Consider the following 20,514-nt stretch of genomic DNA (forward strand, 5'->3'; position numbering starts at 1 on the left):
AATGCGCAGTTATATTTTCAAACAGTGAGATACTCGTATCACGTTTATTTAAACGCTCGTTTGATTTAATTAACAACTTCTTTACAATGCTTCAGGTCAGACCTCTTAACTTTAAGGAGAAACCATGGGCAAACAGGAAGTCAAAACGCGTTCTGGAGAACGTGTTGCCGTTGTCGCTGGACTACGAACCCCATTCGCTCGTCAGAGTACAGAATTTAGCCAAGTGCCTGCGGTTGACCTAGGCAAAATGGTTGTGAGCGAAATGCTTGCAAGAACAGATGTCGATCCTGCGCTTATCGAGCAAGTGGTGTTCGGCCAAGTCGTACAAATGCCAGAAGCACCGAATATTGCACGTGAAATCGTGTTGGGTACGGGCATGGACATCAATACCGATGCCTACAGTGTGACACGAGCATGTGCGACCAGCTTCCAAGCGGCTGTCAACGTGACCGAGAGCATTATGGCTGGCACGATTGATGTCGGTATTGCAGGCGGTGCGGATTCTTCTTCTGTATTGCCTATTGGTGTTTCGAAAAAGTTAGCGGCAAATTTATTAGCGCTGAGTAAAACGAAAACCATGGGTCAGAAGCTGAAGATTCTTAAAACACTTTCAGTAAAAGATCTGATGCCAGTGCCACCGGCAGTCGCAGAATACTCGACCGGTTTATCCATGGGACAAACGGCTGAGCAGATGGCGAAGACGCATGGTATTACTCGCGAAGCTCAAGACGCACTTGCTCACCGTTCTCACTCTTTGGCTTCTCAAGCATGGAAAGAAGGCAAGATTAAAGACGAAGTGATGACGGCGTTCCCAGCGCCTTATAAAAAGTACCTAGCGGAAGACAACAACGTTCGCCACGACTCAACGGTTGAAGGCTACGCGAAACTGCGCCCGGCATTCGATAGAAAGTACGGCAGTGTAACGGCAGCCAATGCAACGCCTCTTACCGATGGCGGTGCTGCGGTGATGTTGATGCGCGAAGGTAAAGCTAAAGAGCTAGGCTTAGAAGTGCTTGGCTATATTCGTGGCTATGCATTCTCAGCGATTGGTGTTGAAACGGATATGTTGATGGGGCCAACCTACGCGACCTCTCAAGTATTGAAGAACACAGGTCTAGAGTTGTCAGACCTAACGCTGATTGAGATGCACGAAGCATTCGCAGCCCAAGTTCTAGCGAACGTCAAAATGTTTGCAAGTGACGAGTTTGCTCAGAAGAATCTTGGCCGTGACAAAGCGATCGGTGAGATTGATATGGAAAAATTCAACGTGCTGGGTAGCTCAATTGCTTACGGACACCCGTTTGCTGCGACTGGTGCGCGCATGATGACTCAAACACTACGTGAACTGAAACGTCGTGGTGGCGGCTTGGCACTGAACACAGCGTGTGCGGCTGGTGGTTTAGGTGCAGCAATGATCTTGGAGGTAGAATAATGTCTACGACTCTTGATGCAACAACAGAAAAAGAAACCGTCGCTCAACCAGATTCAACGTCGGCGACTGAATTAACCAAAAAGAAAGCGACAGCATTTACTCTTAATATCGATGACCAAGATATTGCATGGCTTGCGATTGATGTGCCAAACGAGAAAATGAACACGCTGCAAGCGGCTTTTGCTGAAGAAATGAAAGCCATCTTCGAGCAGTTAAAAGAAAAACAAAGCCGAGTTAAAGGCTTAATCGTTCATTCACTAAAGCCAGATAACTTTATCGCTGGTGCTGATGTACGAATGCTTGATGCTTGTAAAACGGCTGACGAAGCACAGTCTCTTGCTCGTCAAGGGCAGGAGATGTTCCAAACACTCTCAGATCTTCCATATCCAGTAGTCGCAGCGATCCACGGTCCGTGTTTAGGTGGCGGTTTAGAACTTGCGCTGGCATGTGATTACCGCGTATGTACCGACTCAGACAAGACTCGCCTTGGCTTGCCAGAAGTACAGTTAGGTCTGTTACCAGGCTCTGGTGGTACACAGCGTTTACCTCGCCTTATCGGTTTGCTGCCATCTCTTGACCTTATTCTGACGGGTAAGCAGTTGCGCGCTAAGAAAGCGAAATCGCTCGGTGTTGTCGATGCTTGTGTGCCAGAAACTATCTTGCTTGAAGTCGCTAAGAGCTTTGTTGAAAAGAACTCAGGCGGCAAAAAAGGCAAGCGTCTTGCGTCTAAAAGCCAAGCTTCGACCAAAGAGAAGCTTATTTCACGCACGGGTCTTGGGCGTAAGGTTATTTTTGAACAGGCTTCGAAGAAAACCAACCAGAAAACACGCGGTAATTACCCTGCAGCCGATGCGATTCTTGATGTCATTCGTTACGGCCTTGAGAACGGTTTTGATAAAGGCCTTCAGTATGAAGCAAAGCGTTTCTCTGAACTGGTAATGACTTCAGAATCCAAAGCCCTGCGTTCGATTTTCTTTGCCACCACTGAAATGAAAAAAGAGCACGGCGCAGACGCAGAACCCAAAGCGGTTAAGCGTGTTGGTGTGCTGGGCGGTGGCCTTATGGGTGCTGGTATCAGCCATGTTAGCGTTGCCAAAGCGAAAGTGCCTGTTCGCATTAAAGACGTATCCAATGAAGGCGTTCTGAACGCGCTGAACTACAACTTTAAGTTGTTCGATAAGCAGCGTAAGCGTCGCATTCTGACTAAAGCTGGTCTGGAAAGTAAGCTGCTTCAGCTTTCTGGTGGTATCGACTTTACGAGCTTTAATCACACTGATGTGGTGATTGAAGCGGTATTTGAAGACCTCGATCTTAAGCAATCAATGGTTGCGGACATTGAAGCCAATGCAAAGCCAGAGACTATCTTTGCGACCAACACGTCTTCACTGCCAATCCATAAGATTGCGGAGAAGGCGCAGCGACCAGAAAACGTGGTCGGTCTTCACTACTTCAGTCCGGCAGAAAAAATGCCGTTAGTTGAAGTCATTCCTCATGAAACAACCTCAGAAGAGACGATTTCGACGGTTGTAGCATTAGCGAAGAAGCAAGGCAAAACGCCGATTGTTGTTAAAGACACAGCTGGTTTCTATGTGAACCGTATTCTTGCTCCGTACATGAATGAAGCCGCGCACTTATTATTGGCAAATGAGCCGATTGAAAAGCTCGATAGCACGTTATTGGACTTCGGTTTCCCGGTTGGCCCAATTACTTTGTTAGACGAGGTGGGTGTTGATATCGGCGCGAAGATTATTCCAATTTTAGTGAATGAGCTAGGCGATCGTTTCCAAGGCCCTGATGTGTTCGATATTCTTTTGAATGACAACCGTAAAGGCCGTAAGAGTGGCAAAGGTTTCTACACTTACAAAGGTAAGAAGAAAGAAGTCGATAAGTCAGTTTACAAGCTGCTTAAGCTGCAACCCGATCCTAAGTTGAGCGACAACGATATCGCGATGCGCTGTGTGTTACCTATGCTGAACGAAGCGGTTCGTTGTTTGGATGACGGTATTATCCGCAGCCCACGTGATGGCGATATTGGTGCTATTTTCGGTATCGGTTTCCCTCCATTCTTAGGAGGTCCGTTCCGATACATGGATCAAATCGGTATTAAGTCATTAGTTGAGATGATGAACGACTTCGCTAAGAAGTACGGTGATCGTTTTGCGCCTTGTGATGGCCTACTGACACGTGCTGGTTTGGATGAGTCTTTTTATAAGTAACTCTCTCTACAAGTAACGTTCTAGCACATTGATTATCAAGCCCGTATCAAGCAATTGATGCGGGCTTTTTTGTTTTATGAGCGAGTGTTAAAGGTATGAGATTCCCGACTCAGTCGTTCCTCCTTTTCGGGAATGACGGGGTAGTGATGTGTTCTGTCAGGTAGTGTTGGTTGGTGTGGGAGATTTCTAACTCGGTCGTTCCTCCCTCTTGGGAATGACGAAAGAGAGGCTGAAAGTAAGCTATTAGTGCTAATAGGGGGATTGTGGCTAATGCATTGCAATCGAAACTACCGTCATCTCCTAAAGCGACGCAGGAGCGTAATAGGAGATCTGATTTTGTGCTTCATCCAAGAAAAAAGGTTGATGCTCTCACATCAACCTTCTGTTTTTTTATCTAGAATCACTAACCAAGTTCGCAGTCTTTAGGGCGTAACTGAAACTCATCAATTGAGCCAATCTCCACACCTGCTGACAACTTATCTTCCTCATTATGAGCATTACCGTGCGCATGCATAATCAGGCGATTTGCCGTGCGAGGTTTAAGTTGGCTGACCACAAAACGCATCATGTCTGAGCGTGTTAGACCTTTGAGGTCTTCTAAGACCCGCTCTCTCTGATTGAATTCCAAGTCCTTATTGCCTATCGCAACCCATAAGCGTTGAGCGCGACCGCGCAAGGTAGTATCTGGCGTTGAAATCTGATTCCAGAGCCCGCGTTTACTGCTGTGCCATTGATAGTCGTTAAGCTCCAACAGCACCATGTAAAAGGCATTGAGGAATTCATCTATCGAGGCTAACAAGTCTGCTGGGGCAGCATTCGGTGATTGCACATATAACACAATACCCGGGTGTCGGTTCAACGGCATATTGCCAGTGCCGACCATATAGCCTAGCTGCTGCTTGGTACGAATCTCATGGAAGAAGGTGGCTGACATCAAATGGTTCGCCAATGAATACAGCGCAATATTTTTAGGCGAAATATCTGCACACTGGTAGTAAACCACGATGGCTGAATCATCTTGATTACATACGACTTCGCGTTGGAAGCTACCATTTTCACCCAACATGATTAATGGGCGTAGTGACTCTTCGTAAGCTTGGTCTTGAACACGTAATGCATCTTTTAGCGTTTCAGCCATCTTGTGTGCATCGGCTTTTTTCCAATCACCATACACAAACATTTCGACATGCAGTTCTGCCAAAATAGCTTGAACAAAAGAAGAGAGTTCATCGACCTCAATCGTTTCCAATGCTTCAATTAATACGGAATAGGGCGGGTTATTTGGCTGAAGAATTCCAGTCATCGCATTAAACAGCTGAGAAATAGGACGATCTTGCGACGCATTATTCCAGTTTCTGAGCAATTGATGCTTAATAGTTTCAAAGCGTGTTGGACTAAAGTCGCGTGCTTGGAAGCGCTCAAGGATCATATTAAGCAGCTGTGGTTGCTTTTCGCTGAATCCTGAAAGCGTGAGTGTTACACCGCCCTGATGGGTATACATGTTGTAGCCCATACCCGCAATCTCAGCCTGATACGTATCTTTTTCAAGCGAGTCCAAGAACATCTCTACACACAAGCGTGTTTTAACGATGTTTCTCGGGGTGGCGACTGAGTGTGGGCTGTCGATAGCGATATACACCACACCTTTAGGTACTCGAAATTGATGGTCTTGAAGGTGCCATAACTTAAAGCCATCCAGTTCTTCTAACAGTTGTGGGTGCTTAGCATCACCTTCGAGTTCAGCAGGGTCTAAGTCGTAGCAAATAAATGGGTTTTTACTTGGCAGCTCAAACATCCAGCCGGGGTTGATGCACGTAAAGCACTGGGTCTGCTCAGGGCTAAAAGGTGTGACGGAGTAGGGCGTAAAGTACCACTTCGCTTCTCTATCATATTCGAAACCTTGAGCTACGATGGTGACCCGCATGTTGTCGACAGATAAGTAGGGAAGCAAAGAGCGTTGTAACTCTTCGTCAAAGTGCGACATCTTATAATCACCATACACCACATCTTGCTCTTGATAGTGCTGCATGTTGATAACAAGATGACTGACGACATCGAGCGGTCTGGAGGGCTCTTGAAAGCGGAAAGCGGACTCTAAAACGGCGCGTTTTTCAAGATAACGCCACTTTTCGATGCCTTGTTGTTCAATGAGTTTGATGTACTGAAATATTGCTTGAACGACGTTATCGGTTTTGGTTAAGCCTTCGATGGTCATTGAGCAACTGATCGTGAAGTCACGATAGTTACTGCCACTTGCGCCTCCACCTGCCGAGAGGGAAGTAATCCAACCTTTCTCTTTCAGCTGCATCATCAAACTGCCTTCGCCTTCGTAACCGATAAGGTGTGCAAAGAATGATAATGGCTTAATCCCATAGTGCTCGTCCATGCTTGGCATAGGGAAGGTTAAAATTAGCTTTCGTACTTCTTTTATCGGCTCTACGTGTACCTGTACGCCAGTGCTTAACTCGCCAATAATCGGTACTTCAACCTTTTTACCTTGTAGTTTGTGATTGGTAATCGAGCTAAAACGCTCCTCAACCCAACTTTGCATTTCATTTAATGATTGATTGCCAGACAGTGTCAGCGTCATTAGATCGGCTGAATATTGTTGCTGGTGGAAAGCCAAGATCTCTTGTCGAATCGTTTCACCGTTTCTGTCACCTAACGTCTCGATATTACCGACAGAAAACTTCGAGAATGGGTGATTGTGATTCACCAGTTCTTTGGTAACTTGGTACAAGCGTCGCGAGTCGTCGTTGAGTTTCATCTTGTATTCTGAATCAACGGCTTGGCGTTCTTTGTCTAGTGCTTCTTCGTTAAAAAGTGGTGCTGTGAAAAATTGGCTGAAGCGATCGAGTGCGGTTTCAAAGGCATTCAATTCAACATCAAAAAAGAAGCAGGTGTGTTCGGTTCCGGTCCAAGCATTGTTGCTACCGCCATGTTGGCTGATAAAACTTTGGAACTCTCCGACCTTTGGATACTTTTCAGTTCCCAAAAATAGCATATGCTCTAAGTAGTGCGCTAAACCCTCTCGGTCGGTAGGGTCATCAAAATGCCCGACATTAACGGCGAGTGCGGCTGCAGCTTTTTGAGCGTTCTGATCGTGAACTAACAGTACTCGCAATCCGTTATCCAAGGTTACGTAACGGTATTGATGTTCATCATTAGGGCTTAAATGCACAGAAGCATCTCCAGAGAAGGTGGTTTTTAAATTATGTACGCGATGATTTGAGGTGCAAACCTTGCGATCACATTTTGGGATATGAAGAGCTTTTTGGCGACTTCTAAATCATTTTTATCGATTTTTATCAGTGATTTATTTTCTTTTAATAAGATTGTTAAGAAAGTCGAACTCTTTAGCAAGTGACTTGATATAATTATTTATATAGACTGCGGTTTCTCTAGTTTGAGAGCCAAACGCTAAGTAGCGTATCGCTGATATGGGATATATCGACTTTCGAAATGTTACGTAGACAGGACTGAACATGAAAATATTCATAATGCGCCACGGTGAAGCAGAACATTTTGCGGACTCGGATGCAGAACGAGCGTTAACCAAGCGCGGGAAAATGGCATCTCTTGCAGTGGCTCAAGCTGCAAATGAGCAGGGGATTAGTCAATTCGATAAAGTGCTTGTGAGCCCATATTTAAGGGCACAAGAAACGTGGTTAGAAATCTCTCAGGCGTTTTCTGGAAAGAAAGTAGAAACCTGTGATGATATTACGCCTTATGGAATGTCCGACGACGTGTTTGATTTGACCTTAGCAATGGCAGAAGTAGAAAAACTAGAGACCATTTTATTTGTTTCTCATTTACCTCTAGTGGGCTACTTAACAGCGGAATTTGCAACGGGCATGGCACCACCTATGTTTCCGACGTCAGGTTTGGCTTGCATTGAATTCGACCTTGAGACACAAAAAGGCGAGTTACTTTGGAACATCAATCCATAGTCGAGGTTTTATCTAACCTGTAGGCTGAAAGATAACAAAGAAAAGGGCACCTCAATGATTTGAGGTGCCCTTTTCTGTTTTTGACGTTGGAGGGAATGAATAGCGAGTCAGAGTTATTTGTCTGGAATAGCAAGCAAAACCAACAACGCACCGTTACCACCGAACTCTAAAGGTGCTTGGTGAAAGGCCATCACGTCAGGGTGCTGCGCTAACCACAAAGGCACCTTCTGTTTAAGGATGTGTTTACCGATACCGTGCTGAACACAGGCACACGCCACGCTCTCTTTCACGCAGTGCGCAATCATGGCACCTAACTCGCGTTTCGCTTCTTGTTGAGTCATACCGTGCATATCAAGATACACATCAGGTACGTAGACACCACGACGTAAGCGCTTCACCTCATACTTAGAGACATCATCACGCGCATAACGTGTTGGGCCTTCTTCGCTAAGATGCGGAATGAACTCATCCGAGAAATAAAACTCGCTATCACTGGCTTGTCTTGCCGTTCGAGTAATTTCTTTTTGCTTGGCATTTCTTTTTGGCTGCTGGACTATGGTATCCTGTTGCAACTTTTTAACGCCCTTTACTGCATCGTTGAATAGGGCGAAATCGTCATCGAAGTCGGTGTCTTTTTTGCTCATCAGGTTATGAATTCTAATTAGAAACGTAATTAGCAGTATTGTAGCGCTTTTCGGAGACAATTTTGGATAAGATTTTTGTAGAAGAAGCGGTATCAGAACTACACACGCTTCAAGATGTGATTCGTTGGACTGTTAGTCGCTTTAACGCAGCGGGCCTTTTTTATGGTCACGGCACTGATAACGCGTGGGATGAGGCGGTACAACTTATTTTACCTACTCTTTATCTGCCGATTGATGTTCCTTCGCATGTTATGAACTCTCGTCTAACGAGCAGCGAACGTCTGCGTATTGTTGAGCGCGTAATCAAGCGTATCAATGATCGTACACCAACGGCTTACCTAACCAACAAAGCTTGGTTCTGTGGTCTAGAGTTCTTCGTTGATGAACGCGTTCTTGTGCCTCGTTCGCCAATTGGTGAGCTGATCGAAGCTCAATTCCAACCTTGGTTAACTGAAGAGCCTACGCGCATCATGGACCTTTGTACGGGTAGTGGCTGTATTGCTATTGCTTGTGCTCATGCATTCCCTGACGCTGAAGTAGACGCGATTGATATCTCTACTGACGCATTGCAAGTTGCTGAGCAGAACGTTCAAGATCACGGCATGGAGCAGCAAGTGTTCCCAATCCGTTCAGATCTTTTCCGTGATTTGCCAAAAGAGAAATACAACCTGATCGTATCGAATCCACCTTACGTGGACGAAGAAGATATGAACAGCTTGCCAGAAGAGTTTACTCATGAACCAGAACTTGGCCTAGCGGCAGGTACTGATGGACTGAAATTGGTTCGTCGTATCTTAGCTAACGCGCCAAACTACCTAACGGATGATGGTATTCTGATCTGTGAAGTGGGCAACTCAATGGTTCACATGATGGATCAGTACCCAGAGATTCCATTCACTTGGATTGAATTCTCTAACGGTGGTCATGGCGTATTCATGATCACTCGTGAGCAGCTAGTGGCTTGCGCAGATGAGTTCTCTCTCTACAAAGACTAAGTTTTGTATTGACTAAGTTTGCACAGACTAAGGTTTATATAGACTAAGCTTTGTATCGAAAAAGCTTCTTTGATTAGATTCGGGTTACCTTCGTTATTAAAGAAACCCTATCTGTATTAATTTAAACGCCATGCAGCAATGCATGGCGTTTTTTATTGCCTAAATTTTGGATATCGTACTTAGCGTTGAGGATTCGTTGCATATTATTTAGTTGCTTAATGTGAATAACTATCACATATTGATGGTCAATGTTTAGTCGTTTTAGTGAGTTAAGGAGAATTCGCGATGAGCTTTGATACATGGATTTATTATTTATTAGCGGTGCTGGTTTTGACAGCTTCGCCCGGGCCAAGCTCTTTATTATGCATGACTAAAGGTGTGCAATCTGGCTTTAAACTATCGATATTTACCGCGCTGGGTAGCTTAACTGCGATTACTGGAATTCTAACGTTATCGTTTACCGGGCTAGGTGTGATTATTGCTTCGTCTGAGGTGGTGTTTAACGTCATTAAATGGACAGGAGCCGCTTACCTAATCTACCTTGGCTGGAAGTCTCTACGTTCTAGTCAGCAAGATTACGACAACCTATCCAATCAACAATCCGATTCTAAATCGGTTAAAGAAAGTGCTGCGCAGCATTACCTCAGTGGCTTTATTGTTGGCGCGAGCAATCCCAAAGCTATTCTATTTTTTACCGCACTTTTCCCACAATTTATTGACCCATCGATCGCTCTGGTTCCACAGTTCACCGTGTTTGCTTTGACCTTTATTGTAATGGAATTGTCTTGGTTATTGGTTTACGCCTATTTAGGGGCTAAATCGTCAAACTGGTTGTTCGCTAAAGGCCGAGCCAAGGTTTTTAATCGTGTCACTGGAGGTGTCTTTATTGGGGCTGGTGCACTGCTTTCGACGACCAGTCGAGCATAGCTTTTGATTTATCAAATAGTTGAATAGTTACAGAAGTTTCTTGGTGTTGTAATAAAAGGTTAATATTAATGTGCTTGCTGATATCGGCATAAAGTCGATATATTGGTGTTACACCATCACGTTCTCGAGGAGAGACATATGCAGCATCAAGAAATGATTCAACACAGTAATTTCGGCGTTATCAGTCGCACTTGGATTTTCTCTACCCTTTCTCTAGTGGGTATTCTTGCTCTAATGTAGTCAGTTTTATGGCTCAATATTTTCAGTTTTTATTATGAATACACTTGTTAAAAAGTCTTCAAAGTCAGAACTCTTATTCTCGTAAATGTGGCTCTTCTCATCAGTCTAGCCACTTAGCTTTTCCTCTTCTTAGCAGTACCTTTCTCTCAGTAACCTTTTTTCTCTGAATAGTCTCTTTGTCTGATTAACCCTTTTATCTCAATAGACCCACTGCATAACCTGATCTGAAGTTGTTATCAAACTGTGATAATCTTAAATCATCTTTTATCTACAGTGTGCCTCTCATGTCTGTCTGGGATTCTATTTCATTTAACAATCGATTTACCGCATTACCTCGACTGTTCTATACCCCAATTCAACCTACACCGCTCAGCAATGTCCAATGGCTCGCATGGAACCATAATCTTGCGAATGAACTTGGCTTTCCGTCATTTAAAAACGCTTCCGAGGAATTGCTTGAGACGTTATCTGGCAATGTTGAACCTGAGCAGTTTTCGCCAGTTGCAATGAAATACGCAGGTCACCAGTTTGGCTCTTATAACCCTGATTTAGGTGATGGAAGAGGGCTGTTATTAGCTCAAGTTGTCGCGAAAAGTGGTGAAACGTTCGACTTACACCTTAAAGGTGCAGGTAAAACCCCCTATTCACGTATGGGCGATGGTCGAGCGGTTATTCGCTCAACGGTTCGTGAGTATCTATGTAGCGAAGCGATGGCGGGTCTTAATATCCCAACCACACGTGCGTTGGCGATGATGACCAGCGACACACCCGTATATCGAGAGAAGCAAGAGTGGGGCGCATTGTTGGTGCGTGCTGCTGAGTCACATATTCGTTTCGGTCACTTTGAACACCTGTTTTATACCAATCAGTTGTCAGAACATAAATTATTGGCCGACAAAGTCATCGAATGGCACTTCCCAGAATGCCTCGATGAAGATAAACCCTACGCAGCCATGTTTAATCAGATTGTTGATCGCACCGCGGAAATGGTCGCATTGTGGCAAGCGAATGGTTTTGCTCACGGAGTGATGAACACTGATAACATGTCGATCATCGGGCAAACTTTCGATTATGGCCCATTCGCGTTCCTTGATGAATATGACCCAAGATTGATCTGTAATCACTCGGATTACCAAGGTCGTTATGCTTTCAATCAACAGCCTAGAATTGGATTGTGGAACCTATCGGCACTGGCTCACTCACTTTCACCGCTGGTGGATAAAGCTGATTTAGAGGCCGCGTTAGAACAGTACGAGCCACAAATGAACGGTTATTTCAGTCAACTGATGCGTCGTAAATTGGGGCTACTTTCCAAACAAGAAGGTGATACTCGCTTGTTTGAATCTATGTTCGAGCTGATGTCGCAAAACAAAGTCGATTATCCAAGGTTCTTTAGAACGCTGTCGAACCTAGATACCTTGTTGCCGCAGGAAGTGATTGATCTGATTATTGATCGAGATGCAGCAAAATTGTGGGTAGATAACTATTTGCAACGCTGCGAATTGGAAGACAGTTCAGTGACAGAGCGCTGCGAAAAGATGAGACAGGTAAACCCTAAATACATCCTTAGAAACTACCTAGCTCAGTTTGCGATAGATAAAGCCGAGCGCGGTGATAGCAGCGATATTGATGCACTAATGGTGGTGCTGGTAGACCCTTACGCGGAACATCCTGACTACGAACATCTTGCTGCGTTGCCGCCTGAGTGGGGCAAAGCCATGGAAATCAGCTGTTCCTCTTAACCTCCTATGATTCTTTGAGTCGCTAAGTACAGGTAGAGGTCACTAAGATGTGATCTTTATCTGTTTGTTCGTCTAACTTTACAAACATGTCAATAATCAAATAATCGGCCAGCCTATACACTATGTGAATAAGTTGTAAATTTAATAGGTTTGGGCGATGCCAACAAATACTCGAATTCTCGTGGTGGATGATGATCAAGAAATCCGCGAGCTGCTGGAAGAGTACCTCACAAAATCGGGTTTCGATGTCTCTTCTGTTGGAGACGGTGTTGAATTAGAAACCCACCTGCAAAGCCAAGGTTATCCAGACCTGATTCTGCTCGATGTGATGCTGCCCGGTGACGACGGTTTTACCTTGTGTCAGCGAGTACGAAAGCAATCCAATGTGCCTATCATTATGCTGACAGCAGTATCGGATGAAACCGATCAGATCATCGGCTTAGAAATTGGTGCTGATGATTACATTGCGAAGCCGTTTAGCCCTCGTCAGTTAATGGCGCGTATCAAAGCGTTATTACGCCGTGTTCAAGTGGTGGATGACAAGCCAAGTGATGCCTTGCCAAAGCAGATCATTTTTGGTGATTGGACGCTCGATACGCTCGCGCATCGAATTTCCCACAATGAAAACTCAGAAGAGATGGACTTGTCGGGCAGCGACTTTTCATTATTAATGTTGTTTTTAACTCGTCCAAACGAAGTTCTAGACCGTGACACCATCTCTTTCGCCACAAGAGGTCGCGAAGCGCTGCCTTTTGAACGTGGTATTGATGTGCAGCTTAGTCGCCTGAGAAGTCGATTAGGTGACAGCGCTAAATACCCTCACTACATCAAAACCATGCGCGGTAATGGCTACATTCTTGCTGTGCCGGTTCAGTATGAACACTAAGCATGACTTACTGTTAATGAAGTAATGCTAATTAAGTATTTCCAATGAAGTATTCTGTATGAAGTATCTCGTATGAACTGGTTGAGCAGGTTAAAGCCAAACTCTTTGGTCGCAAGAACCTTGTTGTTAACCTTGCTAGCGGTGGTGATCGCTCAGGGTATCGCAACGTCTATTTGGTATAGCGAATCCAAGCACAAAGAACTGGAGGGGATTCGTTCTGCCTCTTCGAGCATGGCGAACATGTTTGCCTCAACGGTGACTTTCTTCCAATCTCTGCCTGTTAAATATCGCCATATCGTGCTGGATCAGATCCGTAATATGGGCGGTACGCGTTTCTTTGTTTCTTTCAATAAAGAGGCTTTGATTGTCGAACCGATCCCCGATACCCGCTTAAAAACCGCCTCGATTGAAGCCATAGAAAGTGTTTTGAGTAGCAAACTCAATAAAGTGGCGTCAGTGCGGGTTGATTTCTCTCGACCTGAACACCTTCGCTTGCTTAAAAACGACATCTACTTAAGCGATCTCCCACGATCGTGGGCGCATCATACGTTAACGTTAGAACCTCTTAATCCACCTATCTTGGTTGTTCAGATTGAATTAGCCAGTCACGAATGGGTGTATATTGCCGCACTGTTGCCAGCGCCATATGTGAAACTCGACGATACGATTCTTGGCAGAGAGCAGGTGATCTTCTTAGTTTCTTCAACGCTTATTCTGCTGGTTTTAACTTACTTGATGATTCGTCGCCAAGTGAGGCCTCTTAAAAAGTTAGCAAGAGCAGCCAATGAAATGAGTATGGATATTCAGCAACCCCAATTGAAAGAAGAGGGGGCGACTGAACTGGTCACGGCAACCCGAGCCTTTAATCGCATGCAGCAGCGGATTCGTCGTTATGTTGCTGACCGAGAGCATTTGTTCTCTGCTATCTCTCATGACTTGAAGACACCAATCACCCGACTCAGGCTGCGTGCTGAGTTGTTGGAAAGCGAAGTAAAAAAAGACAAGTTTAACAAAGATCTGGATGAGCTTGAGATGATGGTTAAAGGTGCTTTGCAAGCGGTAAGAGACACCGATCTACACGAGAATAATGCCATTATTGACCTCAATGAAATGGTGCTCTCTGTGATTGAATCTCATAACCAGTACCAAACAAAGGTAGAGTTCGAGCCGGTCGTCATTGAGCCATTGGTCGCGAAACCACTGGCGATTAAGCGTGTACTGACCAACTTAATCGACAACGCAGTTAAGTATGGTTCATCTGCCGTAGTGGAAGTTAGTGGTGATGAGCTTTGGGTGGTCGTGACTATTCAAGACCGTGGTAATGGCATTCCAGAAGACAAACTAGAGATGGTCTTCGAACCTTACTTTAGGCTTGCAACCGACGACCAAGGGCACGGACTTGGCCTCGGGATCTGCCGAAATATCCTGCACGGACACGGCGGAGATCTCATTATTCGCAACTCCTCTCAAGGCGGCTTAGAAGCCAAAGTCTATATCCCCACAGGCCTAGAAGTGTAATGTAACAATTGTGTTACATAGGGCTTACCTTTTGTTTCAATCTTATCAATCAGAATAAGTAGACTCTTTATTGAACCGGACGTCGAGTCCGCTAAAACATGGAAGATAATAATGAAAATCAATAAAACCCTACTTACTCTATCTCTTCTTGCTGCCTCAACATTTTCTCAAGCTGGTGAAGTGGAAGTGCTTCACTGGTGGACTGCCGGTGGCGAAGCGAAATCCGCAGCGGTACTGAAAGAGATGATTGAAGAACAAGGCCATACTTGGAAAGATTTTGCTGTTGCTGGTGGCGGCGGTGAAAGTGCGATGACTGTTTTGAAAACTCGAGCAGTATCGGGCAATCCACCTTCTGCAGCGCAGATTAAAGGTCATGATATTCAGGAGTGGGGTGGTTTAGGTTTTCTAACGTCTCTCGATGCGACTGCTAAACAAGAACAATGGGATGAACTACTACCAGAAGTAGTGACTAAAGTGATGAAGTGGGATGGCGAATATGTGGCAGTTCCTGTCAACGTTCACCGTGTTAACTGGCTTTGGGCTAACCCTGTTGTTTTAGAAAAATCAGGCGTTACGGTTCCAACTACGTTAGATGAGTTCTTTGTTGCTGCAGACAAGATTAAAGCGGCTGGCTTCATTCCACTGGCTCACGGTGGCCAACCTTGGCAAGACGCAACCGTATTCGAAGCGGTGGCTCTTGATGTTCTAGGCAGTGAAGATTACAACAAAGCGTTCGTTGATCTTGATATGGACGTATTATCGGGCGACAAGATGGTGGAAGTGTTCACCAAGTTCAAAAAGATGCGTGACTACATCGACAGCAACTCTCCAGGTCGTGATTGGAACGTAGCAACTTCAATGGTTATCAATGGCGAAGCCGCGATGCAGATCATGGGTGATTGGGCGAAAGGTGAGTTTACTGCGGCAGGCAAAGTGCCGGGTAAAGATTACATCTGTGCACCAGCTCCAGGTACTGACGGCCAATTCACCTTCAATATCGATAGCTTTGCGTTCTTTGAGTTAAGTGACAAAGAGAACCAAAAAGCGCAGCAAGATCTAGCAAAAACCATTCTTACCAAAGATTTCCAAGAAGTCTTCAACCTTAACAAGGGTTCTATCCCTGTACGTCTAGATATGGACATGTCTAAGTTTGACCAATGTGCGTTGGACTCAATGGCAACCTTCAAAGCTAGTGCTGAATCGGGCGATCTTGTTCCGAGTATGGCTCATGGCCTAGCGACAACAAGCTACGCTCAAGGCGCTATCTATGACGTAGTGACCAACTTCTTCAACGAGAAAGATGCCGATCCTAAACAAGCGGCAGCTAAGTTAGCAAAAGCAGTGAAAGCCGCTATCTAATCTAACTTGATAAGTGACACACAACGCACGTGAGTGACGGGTTGTGTTGCTTTATCGAACCCCCAGGGTGGGTAGGCTCGTAGGGAGCCTATCTACTCTTCACTCCCAATTCTGATATGCGTGATGCTGATGTGGTGCCGAGAGGTAAGCCATTGGCTCGATTGTGCAACAAGGATAAGTTATGGAGCATGTTTTGACTGAGTCGACTCCAAAACCCACAAGGAGCCAGCCTGCACCGAAACCGAGTTTTGCTGACAGGTTGCAACATTGGTTACCTAAAATAGTACTGGCGCCGACCGCGTTAGTGACCGTGGTGTGCATCTACGGCTACATTTTTTGGACGGCAGCGTTGTCGTTCACCAACTCTCGATTTCTGCCGAGCTTTAACTTCGTTGGTTTAACCCAATATGAAAAGCTGATGGACAACGATCGCTGGATCACCTCAATCACCAACCTCGGTTTGTTTGGTTTTCTATTCATGGCGATTGCCATCTTGCTTGGTGTTGGTTTAGCGGTATTGCTTGACCAGAATATCCGTCAAGAAGGGGCGATTCGTACTATCTATCTCTACCCAATGGCATTGTCATTCATTGTGACGGGTACGGCTTGGAAATGGATTCTTAATCCGGGTCTTGGCATTGAAAAACTGATGCAAGATTGGGGATTTACTGACTTCAAATTTGATTGGCTAGTCGACTCTGAAATGTCGGTCTATACCTTGGTTATCGCGGCACTTTGGCAGTCTTCAGGGTTCGTGATGGCTATGTTCTTAGCGGGTTTGCGTGGTATTGATTCTTCAATCATTAAAGCGGCGCAAATTGATGGGGCAAGCTTACCTACCATCTATCTCAAAATCATTCTGCCTTGCTTGCGCCCTGTGGTTTTCAGTGCGGTGATCATTACGTCGCACATTGCGATTAAGAGCTTCGACCTTGTGACCGCAATGACGGCAGGTGGCCCCGGTTATTCATCGGATCTTCCTGCGCTATTTATGTACGCACACTCCTTTACTCGCGGTCAAATCGGCCTTGGTGCTGCCAGTGCCATGATGATGCTTGCCGGCATTTTAGCGATTCTCGTGCCTTATCTTTACTCTGAACTTAGGGAGAAAAAGTCATGATGAATAACATCAATTTTGCTCGAATCTTTATTTATTCAGCACTGCTTTTCTTCTGTTTAGTGTACCTAATGCCATTGTTCGTAATGGCGCTGACGTCATTCAAAACTCTGCCAGACATCAAGGCGGGCAACCTGATGAGTTTGCCAAAAGAGTGGGTGTTCGATGCTTGGTATAAAGCGTGGGACACCGCTTGTACTGGCGTTAAATGTGAAGGCATCAAAGGCTACTTCTGGAACTCGTTCCAAATGGTGATTCCTGCGGTTGCGATTTCAACATTGCTCGGTGCATTCAATGGTTATGTTGTGACGAAATGGCAATTCAGAGGTTCAAACCTGTTCTTTAGTTTGTTGTTATTTGGCTGCTTCATTCCATTCCAAGTGGTGCTACTACCAATGGCAACCATGCTCGGCAAGATGGGGCTAGCGAACACAACCATCGGCTTGGTGATTGTGCACGTTATCTACGGTATGGCATTTACCACGCTGTTTTTCCGTAACTTCTATATCTCGATTCCTGATGAATTGATCAAGGCGGCAAAGCTCGATGGTGCTGGCTTCTTTACGATTTTCTTCAAGATCTTATTACCGATCTCGACACCAATCATCATGGTGACGGTGATCTGGCAGTTCACCGCGATTTGGAATGACTTCTTGTTCGGAGTGGTCTATTCCGGCTCAGATACTCAGCCGATCACCGTGGCATTAAACAACCTAGTCAACACTAGCACTGGCGTTAAAGAATATAACGTCGACATGGCTGCCGCGATCATCGCCGCACTGCCAACTCTGTTGGTGTATGTCTTCGCAGGAAAATATTTTGTTCGTGGCCTAACGGCAGGATCAGTAAAAGGATAATTACCCATGGCAACATTAGATTTAAAACAGATCCGTAAAACCTATCGCAACGCGGACAACGAAACGTTAAAGGGCATCGACATCAGTATCGATTCGGGGGAATTTTTGATACTTGTCGGCCCTTCGGGGTGTGGGAAATCCACCTTGATGAACACCATCGCTGGGCTAGAGAATATTAGCTCGGGTGAGATTGTAATTGATGGCATAGACGTGGCGCAGGTTGAACCTAAAGATCGCGATATCGCGATGGTATTCCAGTCGTACGCGCTTTATCCAAACATGACGGTACGCGGCAATATCGCTTTCGGTTTGAAGATCCGCAAGATGCCGCAACAAGAAATTGATGCTGAGGTCAATCGAGTGGCAGAAATGCTGCAAATCGAACAGTTGCTTGATCGTAAACCGTCGCAACTTTCTGGTGGCCAGCGTCAACGTGTCGCGATGGGACGCGCTCTAGCTCGTCGTCCTAAGCTGTATCTATTTGATGAGCCGCTTTCTAACTTGGATGCCAAGCTGCGTGTTGAGATGCGTCATCAGATTAAACGTCTGCACCAGAAGCTGAATACCACGATTGTTTATGTAACCCATGATCAGATTGAAGCTATGACACTCGCTGATCGCATCGCAGTAATGAAAGACGGTGAACTGCAGCAGTTAGGCACACCGCAAGAGATCTACACCAAACCCAACAATATGTTTGTGGCTGGCTTTATGGGTTCACCATCAATGAACTTCATTAAAACCATGGTGGACTTGGATGAGGAACAGAATCCGATTATTAAAGTGGTCGGTACCGCAGATCAAGAACACCACATTCGTTTGCCACAAAGTATGCGCGACCAAGATGGCAAAGAGTTGGTGATAGGACTACGTCCTGAGCACATTACCGAGCAGCAGGGTGATGATGTTTCTGCCTCTACAAAGCTAGACTTACAGCTAGAGGTATTGGAACCGACAGGGCCAGATACTATTGCGATGGTTAAAGTGAACGACCAAGAAGTCGCGTGTCGTTTATCGCCAGAATTTGAAGTTTCCGTTGGGCAAATGGCACCACTGCATTTTGACCTATCCAAAGCGGTATTCTTCGATGCTCAAACCGAAGCGAGAATCGATTTCTAAGTTTTATAACGGGTTATATTTCTTTGAACACCTCATCTTTTGATGGGGTGTTTTTGTACCAGAATAGACAAATTCATATTAATGATAAAAAACTCAGTAGAGTCTATGCTTGATGGGAGATTAATTTTTATAAAAAGGATGTCTGCAATGAGAGTCCAATTACTTGCAGGAGCAATGTCACTTGCTCTTCTTTCCTCTCCTGTATCTGCTGTTGTTAATCATGATTTGAGAGACAGTTATATTGTCGTTTTAAAAGATAGTACGTCGGTGTCACGAGCGAGTGATATTGCACGTGAAGTTGCCAATGGGCGCGGTGTAGTCGGTCATCAATATAGCCATGCCCTGAAAGGATTTTCAGTCAAGGTCCCAGAACAAGCACTCAAGGGTCTTAAAAATAGGTTCCCTGAGATTGATTACATTGAGCCTGATATCGTCATGCATGCTTTGCCGCGAGGGGGTAAACCTAATCGAGGCGGAGGTGGAGATAGTGTTGAGCGAGACCCGCAACAGATCCCTTGGGGTGTAACCAGAGTCAACGGTGGGACAAGTGATATGAGTAACGCCTCAGTCGTTGCTTGGGTCATTGATTCGGGTATTGACAGCAACCATCCCGATTTGAACGTAAACAAATCTCGAGGGGCAAACTTCACTCGCGGTAAGAAAAACAATACGAATGATGGTAATGGTCACGGCACGCATGTAGCAGGAACGATTGGTGCCTATGATGATGGTTGGTTTTGATGTCGTTGGCGTTGCCCCCGGTGTGCAGGTAGTTCCAGTACGAGTTTTAGATAATAGTGGTAGTGGCTCAATGTCGGGCGTGATTGCAGGTGTTGATCATGTTGCACGCTATGGCGGCTCTGGTGACTGTGCCAATATGAGCTTGGGAGGAGCTGGATCTTCCGCTGCCTTAGATAGCGCTATTAAAACAGCTGCTGCCCAAGGGATATTTTTCTCAATCGCAGCGGGTAATTCAGGCCAGGATGCAAGTGGTTTTACGCCAGCTAGCACTAACGGTACAAACATATTTACTATCTCAGCATTTGGCGAAATTAACGATTGCTTCGCTTACTTTTCCAATTATGGTTCTGATGTAGATTACGCTCAACCGGGAGTCGATGTACTATCGACTAAAGCGGGAGGAGGAACGGTTTCTTACAATGGTACTTCAATGGCGGCTCCTCACTTTTGCGGAGTACTGTTAGTAACCGGTGGCTTATTCTCTTTAGATGGGGCTGTGAATAATGATCCTGATGGAGATCCGGACCTGATTGCAGTGAGCAATTAATTCGTTTAACAGTATTGAAAGCTTAATAGGTAAAACAATGCCGTTGTAGACAATAAAAAATGACCTGATGGGTCGTTTTTTATTTTGAATAATCATCGAGTAGACAGCTAATTATCATCAAAGCTGATATTTAGTGTGATGTGGCTATATAAAGCTGACGTAGAAACGCGTAGGATCACACTACTTTAGATCAAATACTAGGTTGCACTTTGGTGCATAGACAG

14 protein-coding genes and 1 pseudogene are annotated in these 20,514 nt (G+C 45.2%); 13 read left to right on the forward strand and 2 right to left on the reverse strand.

Annotated features, from left to right (window positions below):
- Nucleotides 1-124: 124 nt before the first annotated feature.
- Nucleotides 125-1,432 (forward strand): acetyl-CoA C-acyltransferase FadI, encoded by a 1,308-nt coding sequence (gene fadI, locus M4S28_RS05535; protein WP_017076797.1) that lies wholly within the window; start codon nt 125-127, stop codon nt 1,430-1,432.
- Entirely contained in the window at nt 1,432-3,648 is a 2,217-nt protein-coding gene (fadJ, locus tag M4S28_RS05540) for a fatty acid oxidation complex subunit alpha FadJ (RefSeq protein WP_249632438.1), read from the forward strand. Before fadI ends, fadJ begins: the two co-directional genes overlap by 1 nt.
- Before the next feature lie 403 nt (nt 3,649-4,051).
- On the opposite strand, the gene M4S28_RS05545 is transcribed toward fadJ, so the two are convergent.
- Nucleotides 4,052-6,829 carry an insulinase family protein gene (locus M4S28_RS05545; protein WP_249632439.1) on the reverse strand — a complete coding sequence of 926 codons (2,778 nt, stop codon included), beginning with the start codon at nt 6,827-6,829 and terminating at the stop codon, nt 4,052-4,054.
- Nucleotides 6,830-7,133: 304 nt separating this feature from the next.
- Here M4S28_RS05545 and sixA point away from each other — a divergent pair, with 304 nt between their 5' ends.
- Complete coding sequence (gene sixA, locus M4S28_RS05550; RefSeq protein WP_054548175.1) at nt 7,134-7,598, forward strand: phosphohistidine phosphatase SixA; 465 nt, start codon at nt 7,134-7,136, stop codon at nt 7,596-7,598.
- 113 nt (nt 7,599-7,711) lie between these two features.
- On the opposite strand, the gene smrB is transcribed toward sixA, so the two are convergent.
- Nucleotides 7,712-8,242 carry an endonuclease SmrB gene (gene smrB, locus M4S28_RS05555; protein WP_004736048.1) on the reverse strand — a complete coding sequence of 177 codons (531 nt, stop codon included), beginning with the start codon at nt 8,240-8,242 and terminating at the stop codon, nt 7,712-7,714.
- Between the two features lie 62 nt (nt 8,243-8,304).
- Between smrB and prmB the strand changes: the two genes are divergently transcribed.
- The 10 genes and pseudogenes from prmB to M4S28_RS05605 all read left to right on the forward strand — a co-directional run bounded on the left by prmB (nt 8,305) and on the right by M4S28_RS05605 (nt 20,290).
- On the forward strand, nt 8,305-9,237 hold the full coding sequence (gene prmB, locus M4S28_RS05560; RefSeq protein ID WP_017076792.1) for a 50S ribosomal protein L3 N(5)-glutamine methyltransferase: 933 nt from the start codon (nt 8,305-8,307) through the stop codon (nt 9,235-9,237).
- A gap of 285 nt (nt 9,238-9,522) precedes the next feature.
- Entirely contained in the window at nt 9,523-10,164 is a 642-nt protein-coding gene (locus M4S28_RS05565; RefSeq protein ID WP_017076791.1) for a LysE family translocator, read from the forward strand.
- Nucleotides 10,165-10,688: 524 nt separating this feature from the next.
- Nucleotides 10,689-12,146: a protein adenylyltransferase SelO gene (locus tag M4S28_RS05570; protein ID WP_249632440.1), complete on the forward strand. Its 1,458-nt coding sequence runs from the start codon at nt 10,689-10,691 to the stop codon at nt 12,144-12,146.
- Nucleotides 12,147-12,303: 157 nt separating this feature from the next.
- Nucleotides 12,304-13,032, forward strand: a complete 729-nt coding sequence (locus M4S28_RS05575) for a response regulator (RefSeq protein ID WP_249632441.1) — start codon at nt 12,304-12,306, stop codon at nt 13,030-13,032.
- A gap of 72 nt (nt 13,033-13,104) precedes the next feature.
- Nucleotides 13,105-14,550, forward strand: a complete 1,446-nt coding sequence (locus M4S28_RS05580; RefSeq protein ID WP_249632442.1) for an ATP-binding protein — start codon at nt 13,105-13,107, stop codon at nt 14,548-14,550.
- Nucleotides 14,551-14,661: 111 nt separating this feature from the next.
- Nucleotides 14,662-15,909 carry an ABC transporter substrate-binding protein gene (locus M4S28_RS05585; RefSeq protein ID WP_004736057.1) on the forward strand — a complete coding sequence of 416 codons (1,248 nt, stop codon included), beginning with the start codon at nt 14,662-14,664 and terminating at the stop codon, nt 15,907-15,909.
- A gap of 181 nt (nt 15,910-16,090) precedes the next feature.
- Entirely contained in the window at nt 16,091-17,029 is a 939-nt protein-coding gene (locus M4S28_RS05590; protein WP_099166264.1) for a carbohydrate ABC transporter permease, read from the forward strand.
- The gene (locus M4S28_RS05595; RefSeq protein WP_004736059.1) at nt 17,026-17,883 is read left to right on the forward strand and encodes a carbohydrate ABC transporter permease; all 858 of its coding nucleotides are present in this window, start codon (nt 17,026-17,028) and stop codon (nt 17,881-17,883) included. The genes M4S28_RS05590 and M4S28_RS05595 overlap by 4 nt, the downstream gene beginning before the upstream one ends.
- 6 nt (nt 17,884-17,889) lie before the next feature.
- Nucleotides 17,890-19,002: an ABC transporter ATP-binding protein gene (locus tag M4S28_RS05600; RefSeq protein ID WP_004736060.1), complete on the forward strand. Its 1,113-nt coding sequence runs from the start codon at nt 17,890-17,892 to the stop codon at nt 19,000-19,002.
- Between the two features lie 138 nt (nt 19,003-19,140).
- Nucleotides 19,141-20,290: pseudogene (locus M4S28_RS05605) on the forward strand (S8 family serine peptidase).
- Nucleotides 20,291-20,514 lie beyond the last annotated feature (224 nt).

Source organism: Vibrio sp. J383, from assembly GCF_023503985.1.
GTDB lineage: Bacteria > Pseudomonadota > Gammaproteobacteria > Enterobacterales > Vibrionaceae > Vibrio > Vibrio splendidus.

What these genes read in the sequence shown, in the direction of transcription:
- fadI (WP_017076797.1), top strand. Translation starts at nt 125, where the DNA reads ATGGGCAAACAGGAAGTCAAAACGCGTTCTGGAGAACGTGTTGCCGTT.
- fadJ (WP_249632438.1), top strand. Translation starts at nt 1,432, where the DNA reads ATGTCTACGACTCTTGATGCAACAACAGAAAAAGAAACCGTCGCTCAA.
- sixA (WP_054548175.1), top strand. Translation starts at nt 7,134, where the DNA reads ATGAAAATATTCATAATGCGCCACGGTGAAGCAGAACATTTTGCGGAC.
- smrB (WP_004736048.1), bottom strand. Translation starts at nt 8,242, where the DNA reads ATGAGCAAAAAAGACACCGACTTCGATGACGATTTCGCCCTATTCAAC.
- M4S28_RS05565 (WP_017076791.1), top strand. Translation starts at nt 9,523, where the DNA reads ATGAGCTTTGATACATGGATTTATTATTTATTAGCGGTGCTGGTTTTG.
- M4S28_RS05570 (WP_249632440.1), top strand. Translation starts at nt 10,689, where the DNA reads ATGTCTGTCTGGGATTCTATTTCATTTAACAATCGATTTACCGCATTA.
- M4S28_RS05575 (WP_249632441.1), top strand. Translation starts at nt 12,304, where the DNA reads ATGCCAACAAATACTCGAATTCTCGTGGTGGATGATGATCAAGAAATC.
- M4S28_RS05580 (WP_249632442.1), top strand. Translation starts at nt 13,105, where the DNA reads ATGAACTGGTTGAGCAGGTTAAAGCCAAACTCTTTGGTCGCAAGAACC.
- M4S28_RS05585 (WP_004736057.1), top strand. Translation starts at nt 14,662, where the DNA reads ATGAAAATCAATAAAACCCTACTTACTCTATCTCTTCTTGCTGCCTCA.
- M4S28_RS05590 (WP_099166264.1), top strand. Translation starts at nt 16,091, where the DNA reads ATGGAGCATGTTTTGACTGAGTCGACTCCAAAACCCACAAGGAGCCAG.
- M4S28_RS05595 (WP_004736059.1), top strand. Translation starts at nt 17,026, where the DNA reads ATGATGAATAACATCAATTTTGCTCGAATCTTTATTTATTCAGCACTG.
- M4S28_RS05600 (WP_004736060.1), top strand. Translation starts at nt 17,890, where the DNA reads ATGGCAACATTAGATTTAAAACAGATCCGTAAAACCTATCGCAACGCG.